Below are 16040 nucleotides of genomic sequence, written 5' to 3'. Positions count from 1 at the left end.
GACATGAAAGCACTGCAAGGAAAGACCGGCTGGATGCTGCTGCTGGCACTGGCCATCGCGTTCCCGCTGATCACGCCCAACAGCTACTACCTGACCGTGATGACGCTGGCCTTCATCTATGCCATTGCCACGCTCGGGCTGAACCTGATCACCGGCTATACCGGCCAGCTGAACCTGGCGCACGGCGGCTTCATGGCCATCGGCGCCTATACGCTGGGGATCCTGACCGTGGACCACCAGGTGCCGTTCTGGCTGGCCTTCGTGCTGGCCGGGGTGCTGTGCATGGTGCTGGGCTATGTGGTCGGCGTGGTGTCGCTGCGCCTGAAGGGCCATTACTTCTCGATCTTCACCATGTGCGTGGGCTACATCATCTACCTGCTGATCGAGAAGTGGGAAAGCCTGACGCACGGCACCGTGGGGCTGATCGGCATCCCGGTGCCGGCGGCGATCGGGCCGCTCAGCTTCGACAGCGTGCAGGCGCAGTATTACCTGGTGCTGGCCTTCCTGGCGGTCGGCGTATTCCTGATGCACCGCATCGTCACCTCGCTGCTGGGGCGCAGCTTCATGGCCGTGCGCAACAGCGACGCGCTGGCCGAGGCGCTGGGCATCAACCTGATGCGCACCAAGGTGCTGTCGTTCGTGCTGTCGGTGGGCTATGCCGGTTTTGCCGGCGCGCTGTACGCGGGCCAAGTGCGCTTCCTGGGCCCGGACATCGCCCGCACCGACCTGACCTTCGACATGGTGATGTCGATGCTGGTGGGCGGCATCGGCACGCTGTTCGGGCCGCTGCTGGGCGCCGTGCTGGTGCCGTGGATCACGCAGTCGCTGCAGTTCATGCAGGACTACCGCATGCTGGTGTTCGGGCCGGTGCTGGTGCTGCTGATCATCTTCGTGCCCGACGGCATCGTCGGCTCTTACCTGAAAAAGCAGGCGCGCAAAGCCGCCGCCGAGCGCCGCGGCAAGCTGGCCCAGCCCGCCGCCGCGAGCCACACCGCCGCTGTACCGACCACCCGCGCCGGAGCCGACCATGCTTGAGATCCGCAACCTGACCAAGAAATTCGGCGGCCTGACCGCCGTGCACGATGTCTCGGTGACCTTCGAGCAGGGCCATATCAACGCCATCATCGGCCCCAACGGCGCCGGCAAGACCACCTTCTTCAACCTGGTCGCGGGCACCCATGCGCCCTCCTCCGGCCAGATCCTGTTCAAGGGCCAGGACGTGGCCGGCCTGCGCGCCGACCAGATCGCGCGCCTCGGCGTGGCCCGCACCTTCCAGGCGACGGCGCTGTTCGACCGCGCCACCGTGCTCGACAACCTGATCGTCGGCCACCGGCTGCGCACCCGTTCCGGGCTGGGCGACGTGCTGTTCAACACCCGCCGCCTGCGCGAGGAAGAGCGGCTGTGCCGCGACAAGGCCGAGGCCGCGCTCGACTTCGTCGGCCTGTCGCACCTGGCGCACGAGGTTGCGGCCGACATCACGCAGGAGGCGCGCAAGCGCGTGGCGTTCGCGCTGGCGCTGGCGACGGACCCGGAACTGCTGCTGCTGGACGAACCCGCCGGCGGCGTCAACCCGGAAGAGACCGTCGGCCTGGCCGAGCTGATCCGCAAGATGGTGCGCCATGGCAAGACCGTCTGCCTGATCGAACACAAGATGGACATGATCATGCGGCTGGCCGACAAGATCATGGTGCTGAACTACGGCGAGAAGATTGCCGAAGGCACCCCCGCGCAGATCCAGCAGGATCCGCATGTCATCGAGGCCTACCTGGGAGCCGACCATGTTGCAGCTTGAACGCGTCTCGCTGTCGTACGGCAGCTTCCGCGCGCTGGACAACATCACCCTGCATGCCGGCGCCGGCGAGCTGGTGGTGCTGCTGGGCGCCAACGGCGCCGGCAAGAGTTCGATCTTCCTGGCGATGAGCGCGATCCACCGCATCAGCGGCGGCAGCATGCGCTTCGACGGCCGCGAGCTGTCCGGCATGAAGCCGTCGCAGATCGTGCAGGCGGGACTGGTGCATTGCCCCGAGGGGCGCAAGCTGTTCCCGGCGATGAGCGTGGAGAAAAACCTGGTGCTGGGCGCGTATGTGCACCGGCGCGACGGCGCGGGCATCCGCAAGACGCTGGAAGAGGTCTATGAATTGTTCCCGATCCTGCGGCAGAAGAAGGACGATGCGGCCGGCTCGCTGTCCGGCGGGCAGCAGCAGATGGTGGCGCTGGGACGCGCGCTGATGAGCCGCCCGCGTGCGCTGCTGCTGGACGAACCGTCGCTGGGCCTGGCGCCGCTGGTGGTCAAGCAGATGTTCGAGATCATCCAGCGCATCAACCGCGCGGGCACCACGGTGCTGCTGGCTGAGCAGAACGCTTATGCGGCGCTGGGGATTGCACATCGCGCTTACGTGATCGAGAGCGGGAGGATCGTGATGGAGGGAGATCGGGATGCGTTGTTGAAGGATGAAGGGATTCGCAAGGCGTACATCGGAGGATAGAAGCAAAGGCCTTAGCCATCACGATTGAGTACTCCCTCTCCCGCTTGCGGGAGAGGGTTGGGGTGAGGGCCGGCGTGTCAGACGAAGTGCATGCGTTGGCATAACCACGTCCTGCCCTCTCCCCCGCCCCTCTCCCGCAAGGGAGAGAGGGGAGAAAACAAGCGGTCGGCCAGAGATGGCAGATCGAATAGATGCAGTACTTTCAGGAGACAACACCATGCAACACAACCTCATGCGCCGCATCTTCCCGCTGGCCGCCACCGCCGTGGCCGCGATGCTGGCCTCGGGCGCCGCGCTGGCGCAGGAAGTGGTCAAGATCGGCTACACCGGCCCGCTCTCCGGCGGCGCCGCGCTGTATGGCAAGAACGTGCTGTCCGGCGTGCAGATGGCGGTGGACGAGATCAATGCCTCGGGCCTGGAGGTCAAGGGCAAGAAGGTCAAGCTGGAGGTGGTGGCGCTGGACGACAAGTACTCGCCCGCCGAGGCCGCCATCAACGGGCGCCGCCTGGTGCAGCAGCACAAGACCCCGGCGGTGTTCGTGCCGCATTCGGGCGGCATCTTCGCGCTGCAGGCCTTCAACGAGCAGGAGAAATTCCTGGTGATGGCCTACTCCAGCGTGCCGCGCATCACCGATGCCGGCAACAAGCTCACCATCCGCATCCCGCCGGCCTATACCGGCTATATCGAGCCGTTCATCAAGGCGCAGATGAAGCGCTACGGCAAGAACGTGGCGCTGGCCCCGGCCGACCACGACTACGCCAAGGCCTGGGTGCAGGCCTTCCTGCCGGCGTGGGAAGCGGCCGGCGGCAAGGTGGTGGCGAACAACCCGATGTCGTACACCAAGGCCACCGACTTCTACAGCGGCGTGTCGCGCGCCATCAGCGAGAAGCCAGACGTGATGTTCGTCGGCGGCCCGTCGGAGCCGACCGCGCTGGTGGTCAAGCAGGCGCGCGAGCTGGGCTTCAAGGGGGGCTTTATCGTGATGGACCAGGCCAAGATGGACGAGATGGCCCGCGTCACCAACGGCCTGGGCATGCTGGAGGGCTCGATCGGCGTGCTGCCGCTGGTCAACGACAGCCGCCCCGCCGCGCAGGCCTTCAACGTCCGGTACAAGAAGCTGCACGACGGGCGCGATGCCACCACCGAGATGTCGCTGAACTACACCATGGTATATGCGCTGGCCGGCGCGATGAAGCTGGCCGGCACCACCAGCGACGCCGCGGCGATCCGCGCGAAGATGCCGGATGCGGTCAAGGGCCTGGCCAAGGAGGTCAATCCCAACGAAGTCGACGGCATCGACGCCAAGGGCGGCTCGATGGCCGACACCGTGGTCGGCTGGGTACAGAACGGCAAGATCTCGCAGGTCCGCTTGTCCGAACTGGCGAAGTAAGGCGGGACACGCTGCCGGAACCGCACCAGCACAAACCCCGGCATGCCGCGAGGCATGCCGGGGTTTTTCATTGGGGCGGCCGGGCGTGACTAGCGGCGATCGCCGTCGCGGCCCTGGCGCGCCTCCATCTGGCCACGCTCGTGCTGCGCGCGCTGCTGCTGTTGCATCTGCCGCTGCTGGTCCATTTGCTGGCGCTGGTGCTCCTGCATCTGGCGTTGCTGCTCGTGCATCTGCCGTTGCTGCTGCTCGGCCTGGCGCTGCATGGCCTGCTGGCGCTGCTGCTCCTGCATGGCCCGCTGCTGCTCTTGCATCTGTCGTTGCTGCTGTTCGGCTTGTCGCTGCATGGCCTGCTGGCGCTGCTGCTCCTGCATGGCGCGCTGCTGCTCGTGCATCTGCCGCTGTTGATCCTGCATCTGCCGTTGTTGCTGCTCAGCCTGCCGTTGCATCGCCTGCTGACGCTGCTGTTCCTGCATGGCACGCTGCTGGTCATGCATCTGCCGCTGCTGCTCGGACTGCCGTTGCATGGCCTGCTGGCGTTGCTGCTCCTGAATGGCACGCTGCTGGTCCTGCATCTGGCGCTGCTGCTCCGCGTGCCGCTGCATCGCCTGCTGGCGCTGCTGCTCCTGCACGGCACGCTGCTGATCCTGCATCTGGCGCTGCTGGTCCGCCTGCCGCTGCATGGCTTGCTGGCGCTGCTGCTCCTGCATCGCGCGCTGCTGCTCCTGCTGCTGCCGCGGCTGCTGTTCGGCCTGGCGCTGCTGCGCTTCCTGCATCTGGCGCTGCTGTTCGAAGCGCTGGCGCTGCATCTCCTGCGATTGCCGCGCCGGATCCGGGCGTTCCTGACCGTCGGCCCACTGGCGCGGCGGCATGCGCTGCTGGCGCTGTTCTTCCAGCTGCCGTTGCTGCTCCCGCAAGGCGCGCTGCTGCTCGATCTGCTGGCGCTGCTGTTCGCGCTGCATGGCCTGTTGCTGCCGCTGGGCGTCGCCGGGCCCGCCCGGCTGCCCGGCAAAGCCGCGCGCCTCGTCGGGCCGGGTGCTCTGGCCGCGGCCAGGGCCGCGCCACGGCTCGCCCCGGGCCTGTGCATCGTTGCGATCCGCGCGGCCGTCGCCGTCGGCATCGATACGACCAGGGCGCGGCTGGACCGGAGCGTGGTCGCGCGATGCGATCGCGGCCTGGCTCATGCGCACGTCCGGCACCGGCCGTGCGTCGCGGCCGGGCCGGCGTTCGTTGCCGCCGCGCCAGGCCGGGCCGGCCCCGGGCACGACCCCGCCCTCGCGCGCAAAGCGCCGCGCCAGGTCTTCCGTGGCCGGGCGCCCGGGCGTGCGCGCGGCGATGGCCTGGCGCTCGAAGCCATGGCGCGCCTGCGGCGGCAGCGGCCGCATCGGCGCCGCGCCCACCAGGCTGCCCTTGACCGGCGCCACCGGCGGCGCGCCGTGGGCCTCGCCCGTCGGCAGATTGCGCCATTCGGGGCGGTGCAGGCCGCGCGCCGGCCGTCCTTCGACAAAATTGCGCGCCGGCATGCCGGTGATGGCGCCAGGCACGTTGCGGTTGGCGTAAGGCGGCGGGCGGCGGTCGCCCATCACGAAGTTGTTTACCGTAACCCGGTTGATGCGGGCGACATAGGTCGGGCTGGCGCGATAGACCGGCCGGTAGGCGTCGCGCGGTCCCAGCGGATACCAGGCCACGCCCGGTCCGCTGCCCACGCGCACGCTCCAGCCCGGCCCGGCGGCGCCGACGAAGGCGACCAGTGCCGGCGCATAGCACGGCCGCACGCGCGGGCCGGGCACCCAGCCCCAGCGCGAGCCCACATAAGCCCAGCGGCCGTAATGCGACGGCGCGAAGCCCCACGGCGCGTCGTCGATCCAGGTCCAGCCCCATGGCGCGATCCAGGCCCAGTGGCCGGCGCTGTACGGCACCCATCCCGCGCTGACCACGCGCGGGAACCAGATCGCGCCGTAGCCCGGGTCTTCCTGCCAGTCGCCATAGCCGTCCAGCGCGGCGTAGCCCGGCATCTCGCGCGGCACATAGCGCGCCGACTGCGAAGCGTCCTCGCGCGCGTCGCGCGCCGCGGTCCAGCGGTCGAACGCATCTTCCGGCACCGCGCCGCCGCCCGCGTCCGCCAGGTCGGTGCCGGCAAAACGCATGCGGTCGCCGCGCTGCAGCTCGATGGTGCGGCTGTCGCCGTAGACCACCGCGCTGCCATGACGCATGGTCACGGTGGTGGTGCTGCCGTCCGGCGCCACGTCCAGCCGGTAGTCGCCGGGCTCGCGCGGCACGAAGGCCAGGTTGGGGGTATCGACCTCGACGGTCTGGCCTGGCGGCAACGCGCGCACGCGCACCTGCAGCGTGCCCTGGGTCAGCTTGACCTGGGTGGTGCTGTCGTCCAGGTTCAGGATGCTGGCGGCGGTGGCGCCGCCCATGCGCAACGCCACCGTGCCGGCGTGCAGTTCGGCGCGGCCGCCCGGGTCCAGCCAGAGCCGGTCGCCGGTGGTGACCGGCCGGTTCAGCCCGGCTTCGGCCCAGGCGTCCGAGCCGGCGGGCGCAAAGCTGAGGTTGCCGTCGACCGCGGTCAGCGTGGCGACACGCGAGGAAGGATCGGCCTGCTGCTGCGCGGCGTCGGCCACCGGGGCATCGAGGTAGGGTTCGCCCGGCGCGGCGGGCACCTGCGCCAGTGCAGCAGCCGCCACTGCGAGGCCGGCTGCGGCCGCCAGCGCGGTCAGCGCCAGCCGGCCGCCGAGGTGACGTGGATAGCGACCCGGATAGCGGCCAGCGGATTGGAAAGGATCAGACATGGAAGGGCAGGAGCGGGACCCGACACGGGTCGGCGGGCAGGCCGGCCCACGCCGGCGGCCACCCTATTGTCACCATACATGGCCCCGGATGCCGCGGCGCGTCCGGCGCGGCACAGTTTGTAAGCTCGTATTTCGCCTTGTGCCAGGGCCGTGCGGCCCTGGCGGTGCGCGCGGCAGGCTGCGGGCGGGCCGGCGGGCGGCGCCCCCGTGGCCAGGGCGGATCGGCCGTCAAAGGTGGAAACAACTTCGGTGCGCCGGACAGACGAGCCCGGGCCGGATGCCGCTCAGCGGCCGGATTGCTGGCGCAGCATCTCGGTCAGGCGCTCGGCCGGCATCGGGCGCCCGTACAGGTAGCCCTGCGCCTCATCGCAGCCATTGGCCAGCAGGAAATCGCGCTGCTCGGGGGTTTCCACGCCTTCGGCCACCACGCCGATGTGCAGGCTGGCGCCCACATTGATCACCGAGCGCACGATCGCCGCGTCGACCGGGTCTTCGGTCACGTTGCGGATAAAGGACTGGTCGATCTTGAGCCGGTCCACCGGGAACGACTTGAGGAAGCTGAGCGAGGCATAGCCGGTGCCGAAGTCATCGCAGGTCAGCGTGATGCCGTCACGGCGCAGCGCCTGCAGCTGGTCCGAGACCTCGTCGCCCTGCTGCAGGGCGATGGTTTCGGTGATCTCGATCTCCAGGCAATCGGGCGCCAGTTCCAGCGCCCGCAGGACGTGGCGGACCTCGGTCAGCAGGCGGCTTTCGGACAGCTGGGCGGCGAACAGGTTGATCGCCACGCGCGGCGGCTGCGGAAACGCCAGCGCCCAGGCACGGGCCTGGGCACACGCAGTCTGCAGCAGCCACATGCCGACATCGCTGGCGATGCTGCTGCCGGCCAGCGCGTCGATGAAGGCGGCCGGCGACAGCAGCCCGCGGGTGGGATGGCGCCAGCGCATCAGCGCCTCGGCGCCATGGACCCGGCCGTCGCGCAGGTCGACCTGGGGCTGGTACAGCAGCTCGAACTGGCGCTGGCCATAGGCCTCGTGCAGGGCCTGCACCAGCGACAGCCGCGTGGTCACGTCCGAGCGCATCTGCGGCTTGAAGAAGCGGATGGTGCGGCCGCCGTCGTGCTTGGCCCGCGCCAGTGCCAGGCTGGCCGCCGCCAGCATGTCCGAGCCCTGTTCGCCGGCCGCGGGCGCGACGCACGCACCGATGCTGGCCAGCACATGATGGCGGCGCCCGGCATGTTCGTGGGGGGAGGACAGCATCGACAGGATCGCGGCGCTGACGTGGCGCACCAGCGTGGGATCGGCAATGGAGGGCAGCAGCACGCCGAATTCATCGCTGCCGATGCGGCCGATCACGGCGTCGCGGGGCGAGGCATCGCGCAGCCGGCGGGCCACGCGCTGCAGGATGATGTCGCCTTCGGCATGGCCATGCATGTCGTTGAAGGCGCGGAAATCGTCAATGCCGATCAGCAGCAATGCGCAGCGCGGCACAGCCTCGCTATGCAGGCGTGCCTCCAGCCGTTTCAGAAAGCCCTGGCGATTGTCAACGCCGGTCAGCGGATCGAGATCCGAGCCTGGCGAGGCGCCAGCCGACTTCGCCCCCGACTTGGCCACCATCCCTGCCCCATCTGTAATTGTCGACATTGTTACCTGCTAGCAATTTAGCAAGTGTGACGAAAACTTGGAAAAAATCAAGCAGTTCCGATACTCGCCTAAACCCCTAGGCGCCGGCGCAACGCCGGCCCTGCCGCGATCCTGCTGCGCGTTGAATCAGGCGGCCGCATACAGTACCCTACCGCGCATTGGGGGCGCGGCCCTGCCCGCCGCATGGTCCCGCTCCGCCCCCGCAGCCCGCCTTGCCAGCATCGGCCACACCCTGAACAAGAACATCACCGGGATCTCACCGTGAATGAATGGACCATCCGCACGCGCATCCTGGCAAGCTTTTCACTGATCCTGCTTGTCATGGCACTGATGGGCGTGGTCGCCTATACCCGCCTGCTCGCGATCGAGCGCGGAACCGCGCTGATGCTGCAAGACGCGCTGCCCGGCCTGAACCACAGCACCGGCATCCGCGGCGTGTGGGGCGAGCGCTATGTGCTGGCGTGGCAGACCATCAACGCCACCGACGAGGCCCAGCGGCGGCGCTTCCAGCAGCAGGGCCAGGAGGCCGCCAGCCGCCTGGACCAGCTCGAGCAGCAGTACGAATCCTCGATCACGCGCGACGATGACCGTGCTGCCTTCAAGGCCTATCGCGACCTGCGCGCGCGCTACGAGCAGGCGGCGCAGGTCCTGTCCCGCCAGGCGGACTGGAACGGCGCCACCGCCGCGGCGGCGCTGCGCGGCGAGGCACATGACCGCTGGCTCGATGCGCGCCAGGCGACCCAGCGCCTGGTGGACGACAACAGCGCGGTCAGCGCGCGCGCCGCGCAGGGCATCGACGATGCCGTCAATGCCGCGAAGCTCGGCATCGAAGCGGCGCTGATCGTGGCCGTGGTGGTGGCGCTGGTCTGCGGCTACCTGCTGCTGCGCGCAATCACGGTGCCGATGCAGTCGATCGTCGGCCTGCTGGCCGGCATCCGCGCCGGCGACCTGCGCCTGCGCATGGCGCTGCGCCGCAAGGACGAATTCCTGGAAGTGGAGGAAGGCTTCAACCAGATGACGGGCGAACTGACCTCGCTGGTGGGCCAGGCCCAGCGCACCGCGATCCAGGTCACCACCTCGGTCAACGAGATCGCCGCCACCGCGCGCCAGCAGCAGGCCACCGCCACCGAGACCGCCGCCACCACCACCCAGATCGGCGCAACCTCGCGCGAGATCTCGGCCACCGCGCGCGACCTGGTGCGCACCATCCACGAAGTCTCCAGCGCCGCCGAGCAGGCCGCGGGGTTGGCGGGCACCGGGCAGGTCGGGCTGTCGCGCATGGAAGGCACCATGCAGCATGTGATGGATGCCGCCGGCTCGGTCAACGCCAAGCTGGCCACGCTCAACGAGAAGGCCGGCAATATCAACCAGGTGGTGACCACCATCGCCAAGGTGGCCGACCAGACCAACCTGCTGTCGCTGAACGCCGCGATCGAGGCCGAGAAGGCCGGAGAATACGGCCGCGGCTTCGCCGTGGTGGCCACCGAGATCCGCCGCCTGGCCGACCAGACCGCGGTGGCCACCTACGACATCGAGCAGATGGTGCGCGAAATCCAGTCGGCGGTTTCGGCCGGCGTGATGGGCATGGACAAGTTCTCGGAGGAAGTGCGCCGCGGCATGTCCGAGGTCACGCAGGTTGGCGACCAGCTGTCGCAGATCATTGCCCAGGTGCAGTCGCTCGCGCCGCGCGTGCTGATGGTCAATGAAGGCATGCAGGCCCAGGCCGGCGGCGCCGAGCAGATCAACCAGGCGCTGATGCAGTTGTCCGAGGCCGCGCAGCAGACCGTGGAATCGCTGCGCCAGTCGAGCCAGGCGATCGACGAGCTGACGCTGGTCGCCAACGACCTGCGCAGCGGCGTGTCGCGCTTCAAGGTCTAGGCTGCCGGTTCCCGCACCGGGCCGTTGCGCGCCGCCGCCATGAAACTCTTCCTGCTGTTCCGCCTCGGCGCCGACCACTACGCGCTCGATGCCGCCGAGGTGGCCGAAGTGCTGCCGCTGACGCGCCTGAAGCAGATTCCCGGCGCGCCGGCGTGGGTGGCGGGACTGATGCAGCGGCGCGGCCAGCCGGTGCCGGTGGTCGACCTGCCCGCGCTCGCCACCGGCGTGCCCGCGGCGCTGCGCACCAGCACGCGCACGGTGCTGGTCCATTACCGCCGCGCTGAAAGCGAGCCGGTGCGGCTGCTCGGCCTGCGCCTGGAGGCGGCCACCCAGACCTTGCGCTGCCCGGCGGAATCGTTCGTCGATGTCGGCATCGCCGGCGCCAGCCCGCGCTATCTCGGTCCGGTGCGGCATGACGCGCGCGGGCTGGTGCAATGGGTCAGGGTCGGCGCGCTGCTGCCGGACGACGTCCACGCCATGCTGTTCGCCGACGCTGCCGGGGAGCCCGCGTGAGCACCGCCGCGCATATCGAAGCGCTGCTCAAGGCCCGCATCGGGCTCGATGCCGGCGCCATCGGCAGCGGCGCGGTGGCGCGCGCCGTGCGCGAGCGCCAGCAGGCGCGGCACGCGCACGATACCGAGGCCTACTGGCAGCTGCTGCAGGGCACCGCCGACGAATTCCAGGCGCTGATCGAGGCCGTGGTGGTGCCCGAGACCTGGTTCTTCCGGCATCGCGAGGCCTTGCTGGCGCTGGGCCGCTTTGCCGCGGAGCGCGCCTTTGCCGACGGCAGGCGCACGCTGCGGCTGCTGAGCCTGCCCTGCTCCACCGGCGAAGAGCCGTATTCGATCGCCATGGCGCTGCTCGATGCGGGCGTGCCGCCGGGGCGCTTCTATATTGACGCGGTCGACATCAGCGCATGCGCGCTGGCGCGCGCGCGCCAGGCGCAATACGGCGCCAATGCCTTCCGCAGCGCGCCGCTCGACTTCCGCGACCGCTATTTCACCGCCACGCCCACCGGCTATGTGCTGGACCCGCGCGTGCGCGCGCAGGTGCGGCTGCTGCAGGGCAACCTGGTCGAGCCCGGCCTGCTGGCGGGTGAAGCGCCCTATGACTTCGTGTTCTGCCGCAACCTGCTGATCTACTTCGACGCCGCCGGGCAACGCCAGGCGGTGCAGACGCTGGTGCGCCTGACCATGGCCGACGGCCTGCTCTTCGTCGGGCCGGCCGAGGCCAGCGTGCTGAGCGCGCAGGGGCTGGAGCCGGTCGGCATCCCGCTCTCCTTTGCCTTCCGCAAGCCGGCGGCCGCAGTGCCGCGCGCCCGCGCCCCGTCCCACCCGCCGGTCCACGCCACCCTGCCGCCGCGCATGGCCGCGCCGCCGCGGCTGCCGCGCCCGCCCGTGACCATGCGTCCACCGGTGGTGCGTGCGCCCGCGCCGGCCGCACCACCGGCCGCGAACCCCGGGGCCGACACGCACGCTGCCGCGCTGGCCGCCATCGCGGCCATGGCCGACCGCGGCCAACTGGATGCGGCCACCGCCGCCTGCCTGGCGCTGCTCGACCGTGCCGCGCCCGATGCCGATGGCAGCGCCATGGCCGATGCCTATGGCATGCTCGGCGTGCTGCACGACGCCGCCGGCCGCATCGCCCAGGCGCACGCAGCCTACCGCAAGGCGCTGTACCTGGATCCGTCGCACCAGGAAAGCCTCTATCACCTGGCCGCGCTGCTCGACACCGAAGGCGACCACGACGGCGCCACCCGCCTGCGCCAGCGCGCGCAGCGCCACACCCGCAAGCACCATGGCTGAGACCCAGGCCCATCCCTTTGCCACCGTGGTGCGCGCCGCAGGCGTGGACGACTGCTGGCGGCGCATCGGCGTGCGCGGCGACGGCAGCTGCCCGGCGCTGGCCGAGCACGCGCACTGCCGCAACTGCCCCACCTACGCGCAGGCCGCCGCGATGTTGCTGGACGCGCAGCAACTGGACCAGGCCCTGCAGGAACCGCCGGATGCCGCCGACGACAGCGGCGACGACAATGCCCGGGACGCCAACGCGCTGGCATGCCTGGTGTTCCGCGTCGGCGAGGAATGGCTGGCGCTGCCGACCGCCGCGCTGGGCGAAGTCAGCGCGCCATGCCCGGTGCATTCGCTGCCCCACCGGCGCGACGCCGCGGTGCTGGGGCTGGCCGCGGTGCGCGGCAACCTGCTGGCCTGCCTGTCGCTGGCGCACCTGTTCGACACGGGCGCGGCCCAGGCCGAGCCCGATGCCGCCGGCAGCCGTTTCCTGATCCTCGGACAAGGCCGCGCCGCGATCGCGCTGCCGGTGGCCGAGATCGCCGGCATCGTGCGCGTGCGGCGCGCCGCGCTGCAGCCGCTGCCCGCCACGCTGGCACGGGGCTCGGCCCGCTATACGCAGGCGCTGTTCGTCGACCAGGGCCGCAGCGTCGGCCTGCTCGACGCCGCGCAAGTCCGCCAGGCGCTGGCACGGAGCCTGGCATGAACCCCGAACAACTGCGCGACGCCTCGCTGCTGGAACTGTTTGCACTCGAGGCCGACGCCCAGGCCGAGATCCTCAACGCCGGCCTGCTGGCGCTGGAGCGCAACCCGGGCGCGCCCGCGCAGCTGGAGGCGTGCATGCGCGCGGCTCACTCGCTCAAGGGCGCGGCCCGCATCGTCGGCCTCGACGGCGGCGTACGGCTGGCGCATGCGATGGAAGACTGCCTGGTCGCCGCGCAGGGCGGCATGCCGCTCGCCGCCGCGCATATCGATGCGCTGCTGCAGGGCACCGACCTGCTGCTGCGCATCGGCCATCCGCCCGGCGGCGATCCGAACTGGTCCGAGCAGGCCGGCCGCGCCGAGATCGACGCGGTGGTGCAACGGCTGAATTCGCTCGACGGCGGCGCGCCGGCGCAGCCCGCGGCGGCGGACGCGCCCGCATCCGTGGCGGCACCGATCCGCACCCCTGCCCCGCCGCTTCCGCCCGAGCCTGAACCGGCACCATCGGCACCGATGGCTGCGCACGCCGCCGAAGGCCCCGAGCGCATGCTGCGCATCAATGCCGATGCGCTGGACCAGTTGCTGGCGCTGTCGGGCGAGGCCATGGTCGAATCGCACTGGCTGCGGCCCTTCGGCGCATCGCTGCAAAAGGCGCGGCGCCAGCAGGCGCGCGCGCTGCGCGCGGCCGACACGCTGCAGCAGGCCCTGCGCGAAACGCAGGATGGCGACGGCGCGCATGCCTTGTCTGCAGCCTGCGCGGCGCTGGCCGAGCTGCGCCAGCTGCTCGACGATGGCCACCAGCAACTGGCGGCGCGGCTGGACGAGTTCGAGCAGTACGACCATCGCGCCACGCGGCTGGCGCGCCGGCTCTACGACAGCGCGCTGGCCTCGCGCATGCGCCCGCTGTCCGACGGCCTGGCCGGCTACGCGCGCATGGTGCGCGACCTGGGCCGCTCGCTCGGCAAGTCCGTGCACCTTGAACTGTCCGGTGCCGGCACGCAAGTGGACCGCGACATCCTCGAGGCGCTCGACGCACCGCTGGCCCACCTGCTGCGCAATGCCGTCGATCATGGCATCGAGGCGCCGGCGGTGCGCGCGGCGCAGGGCAAGCCGCCCGAGGGCGTTGTTACGCTGCACGCGCGCCACAACGCCGGCCGGCTGCAGATCGAGATCTCCGATGACGGCGCCGGGGTCGACCTGGAAGCGCTGCGGCGCGCCATCGTGCGGCGGCGGCTGGCCTCCGAGGACACGGCGGCGCGGCTGTCGCAGGCAGAGCTGCTCGACTTCCTGCTGCTGCCCGGCTTCAGCATGCGCGACACCGTCTCCGAAGTCTCCGGGCGCGGCGTCGGCCTCGACGCGGTGCAGGAGATGGTGCGGCGCGTGCGCGGCAGCCTGCGCCTGACGCAGCAGCCGGGCCACGGTCTGCACTTCAGCCTGGAACTGCCGCTGACGCTGTCGGTGGTGCGCACGCTGCTGGTGGACGTGGCCGGCGAAGGCTATGCCTTCCCGCTGGGCCGCGTGCTGCGCGCCACCTCGGTCGCGCGCAGCGAGATCGAACAGACCGAGGGCCACCAGCATTTCCGCCACGAGGGCCGCGCCATCGGGCTGGTCAGTGCGGCGCAGGTGCTGCAGCGGCCCGGCGCCGACACGCCGGCACGCGAGCAGGTCCCGGTGGTGGTCATCGGCGAGGGCGAGCGCACCTATGGCATCGCGGTCGACCGCATGCTGGGCGAGCGCCTGCTGGTGGTGCAGCCGCTGCCCGCGGCACTGGGCAAGCTCCGCGACATTGCCGCCGGCAGCCTGACCGACGACGGCACGCCGGTGCTGATCTTCGATGTCGAGGACATGATCCGCTCGGTCGAGAAGCTGGTGTCCGAAGGCCGCATCGAAGGCGTGCGCCAGGGCGCGGCGGCGAGCGTGCAGGCGCGCGCGCGCCGGGTGCTGGTGGTGGACGATTCGCTGACCGTGCGCGAGCTGCAGCGCAAGCTGCTGGCCGGGCGCGGCTATGACGTGACGGTGGCGGTCGACGGCATGGACGGCTGGAACGTGCTGCGCGCCGAGCCCTTCGACCTGGTCATCACCGACATCGACATGCCGCGCATGGACGGCATCGAGCTGGTGCGCCGGATCCGCCAGGACGCCGCGCTGCGCCAGCTGCCGGTGATGGTGGTGTCGTACAAGGACCGCGAACAGGACCGCCAGCGCGGCCTCGAGGCCGGCGCGGACTATTATCTGGCCAAGGGCAGTTTCCAAGACGCCGCGTTGCTCGACGCGGTCCAGGACCTGATCGGCGAGGCACGTCCATGAAAATCGGCATCGTCAATGATTCCGCGCTCGCGGTGGCCGCGCTGCGCCGCGCGCTGGCGCTGGATCCGTCGTTCGAGATCGCGTGGATCGCCGGCGACGGCGCCCAGGCGGTGCAGATGGCCGCGCACCAGACCCCGGACCTGATCCTGATGGACCTGCTGATGCCGGTCATGGACGGGGTCGAGGCCACGCGCCGGATCATGGCCGCCACGCCGTGCGCCATCGTGGTGGTGACCATGGACCTGGGCCGCAACGCCTCTCAGGTCTTCGACGCCATGGGCCATGGCGCCATCGACGCGGTCGACACCCCCACGCTGGCCGAGGCCGATGCCCAGCTTGCCGCCGGGCCGCTGCTGCGCAAGCTGCGCAATATCGCGCGCCTGCTGGCGGGCCGGGTGGCGCCGCAGCACGCGCTGGCGGTGGCGCCGCGCGCCGTCAGCGCGGCGCGGCTGGTGGCGATCGGCGCCTCGGCCGGCGGCCCGGCCGCGCTGGCCACGCTGCTGGGCGCGCTGCCAGCGGACTTCGGCGCCGCGGTAGTCACCGTGCAGCATGTCGACGAGGCCTTCGCCGCCGGCATGGCCGAGTGGCTCGACGGACAGTGCGCGCTGCCGGTGCGCATCGCCCGCGCCGGCGAGGCCCCGCAGGCCGGCACCGTGCTGCTGGCCGGCACCAACGACCATCTGCGCCTGGCCAGCCCGAGCCGGCTGGCCTATACCGAACAACCCTGCGATTACCTTTACCGCCCCTCCATCGACGTGTTCTTCGAAAGCGTGGTGGAACACTGGCGCGGCGACGTGATCGGCGTGCTGCTCACCGGCATGGGGCGCGACGGCGCGCTGGGCCTGAAGGCCATGCGCGACCGCGGCTTCCTCACCATCGCCCAGGACCGCGCCACCAGCGCCGTGTACGGCATGCCCAAGGCCGCCGCCGCGCTCGGCGCCGCCGCCGAAATCCTGCCGCTGCCGCGCATCGCGCCGCGGCTGGTGCAGGCGTGCGGCCCGGCGGCGCTGACCTGGCCCGCGCCGCCTGCCTGAAAGAATGCAACCGGTCCCAGG

General features: G+C 70.7%; 12 protein-coding genes. 10 read left to right on the top strand and 2 right to left on the bottom strand.

Annotation, left to right across the window (positions count from 1 at the left end; translation table 11 throughout):
• The first annotated feature begins 3 nt into the window (after positions 1-3).
• The 4 genes from MKD50_RS02455 (at position 4) to MKD50_RS02440 (ending at position 3876) form a co-directional block, all read left to right on the top strand.
• The gene (locus MKD50_RS02455; protein ID WP_240071008.1) at positions 4-1035 is read left to right on the top strand and encodes a branched-chain amino acid ABC transporter permease; all 1032 of its coding nucleotides are present in this window, start codon (positions 4-6) and stop codon (positions 1033-1035) included.
• A complete protein-coding gene (locus MKD50_RS02450) occupies positions 1028-1792 on the top strand; it encodes an ABC transporter ATP-binding protein (RefSeq protein WP_012356559.1) in 765 nt (254 codons plus the stop codon). The genes MKD50_RS02455 and MKD50_RS02450 overlap by 8 nt, the downstream gene beginning before the upstream one ends.
• On the top strand, positions 1779-2486 hold the full coding sequence (locus MKD50_RS02445; protein ID WP_115683440.1) for an ABC transporter ATP-binding protein: 708 nt from the start codon (positions 1779-1781) through the stop codon (positions 2484-2486). The genes MKD50_RS02450 and MKD50_RS02445 overlap by 14 nt, the downstream gene beginning before the upstream one ends.
• A 217-nt stretch (positions 2487-2703) precedes the next feature.
• The gene (locus MKD50_RS02440; RefSeq protein ID WP_240071009.1) at positions 2704-3876 is read left to right on the top strand and encodes an ABC transporter substrate-binding protein; all 1173 of its coding nucleotides are present in this window, start codon (positions 2704-2706) and stop codon (positions 3874-3876) included.
• Positions 3877-3965: 89 nt separating this feature from the next.
• On the opposite strand, the gene MKD50_RS02435 is transcribed toward MKD50_RS02440, so the two are convergent.
• Both MKD50_RS02435 and MKD50_RS02430 read right to left on the bottom strand, forming a co-directional pair.
• The gene (locus tag MKD50_RS02435; RefSeq protein ID WP_252666273.1) at positions 3966-6668 is read right to left on the bottom strand and encodes a DUF6600 domain-containing protein; all 2703 of its coding nucleotides are present in this window, start codon (positions 6666-6668) and stop codon (positions 3966-3968) included.
• 284 nt (positions 6669-6952) lie between these two features.
• Positions 6953-8281 carry a putative bifunctional diguanylate cyclase/phosphodiesterase gene (locus MKD50_RS02430; protein WP_115701727.1) on the bottom strand — a complete coding sequence of 443 codons (1329 nt, stop codon included), beginning with the start codon at positions 8279-8281 and terminating at the stop codon, positions 6953-6955.
• 210 nt (positions 8282-8491) lie between these two features.
• Between MKD50_RS02430 and MKD50_RS02425 the strand changes: the two genes are divergently transcribed.
• From MKD50_RS02425 to MKD50_RS02400, 6 genes are read left to right on the top strand one after another with little or no spacing between them, the layout of a single operon-like run.
• Positions 8492-10186 carry a methyl-accepting chemotaxis protein gene (locus tag MKD50_RS02425; RefSeq protein WP_115701729.1) on the top strand — a complete coding sequence of 565 codons (1695 nt, stop codon included), beginning with the start codon at positions 8492-8494 and terminating at the stop codon, positions 10184-10186.
• Positions 10187-10225: 39 nt separating this feature from the next.
• Positions 10226-10699 (top strand): chemotaxis protein CheW, encoded by a 474-nt coding sequence (locus tag MKD50_RS02420; RefSeq protein ID WP_115701731.1) that lies wholly within the window; start codon positions 10226-10228, stop codon positions 10697-10699.
• Positions 10696-11991, top strand: coding sequence for a CheR family methyltransferase (locus MKD50_RS02415; protein ID WP_252666272.1), 1296 nt, complete (start codon positions 10696-10698; stop codon positions 11989-11991). The genes MKD50_RS02420 and MKD50_RS02415 overlap by 4 nt, the downstream gene beginning before the upstream one ends.
• Entirely contained in the window at positions 11984-12682 is a 699-nt protein-coding gene (locus tag MKD50_RS02410; protein ID WP_252666271.1) for a chemotaxis protein CheW, read from the top strand. Before MKD50_RS02415 ends, MKD50_RS02410 begins: the two co-directional genes overlap by 8 nt.
• The gene (locus MKD50_RS02405; RefSeq protein WP_252666270.1) at positions 12679-14985 is read left to right on the top strand and encodes a hybrid sensor histidine kinase/response regulator; all 2307 of its coding nucleotides are present in this window, start codon (positions 12679-12681) and stop codon (positions 14983-14985) included. Before MKD50_RS02410 ends, MKD50_RS02405 begins: the two co-directional genes overlap by 4 nt.
• On the top strand, positions 14982-16019 hold the full coding sequence (locus tag MKD50_RS02400; RefSeq protein ID WP_115701739.1) for a chemotaxis response regulator protein-glutamate methylesterase: 1038 nt from the start codon (positions 14982-14984) through the stop codon (positions 16017-16019). The genes MKD50_RS02405 and MKD50_RS02400 overlap by 4 nt, the downstream gene beginning before the upstream one ends.
• The last annotated feature ends 21 nt before the right edge of the window (positions 16020-16040 follow it).

This window comes from Cupriavidus mimosae, assembly GCF_023952485.1.
GTDB lineage: Bacteria > Pseudomonadota > Gammaproteobacteria > Burkholderiales > Burkholderiaceae > Cupriavidus > Cupriavidus taiwanensis_C.
The sequence above is the reverse complement of the archived record's forward strand: the minus strand, read 5'-3'. Positions and strand labels throughout refer to the sequence as shown.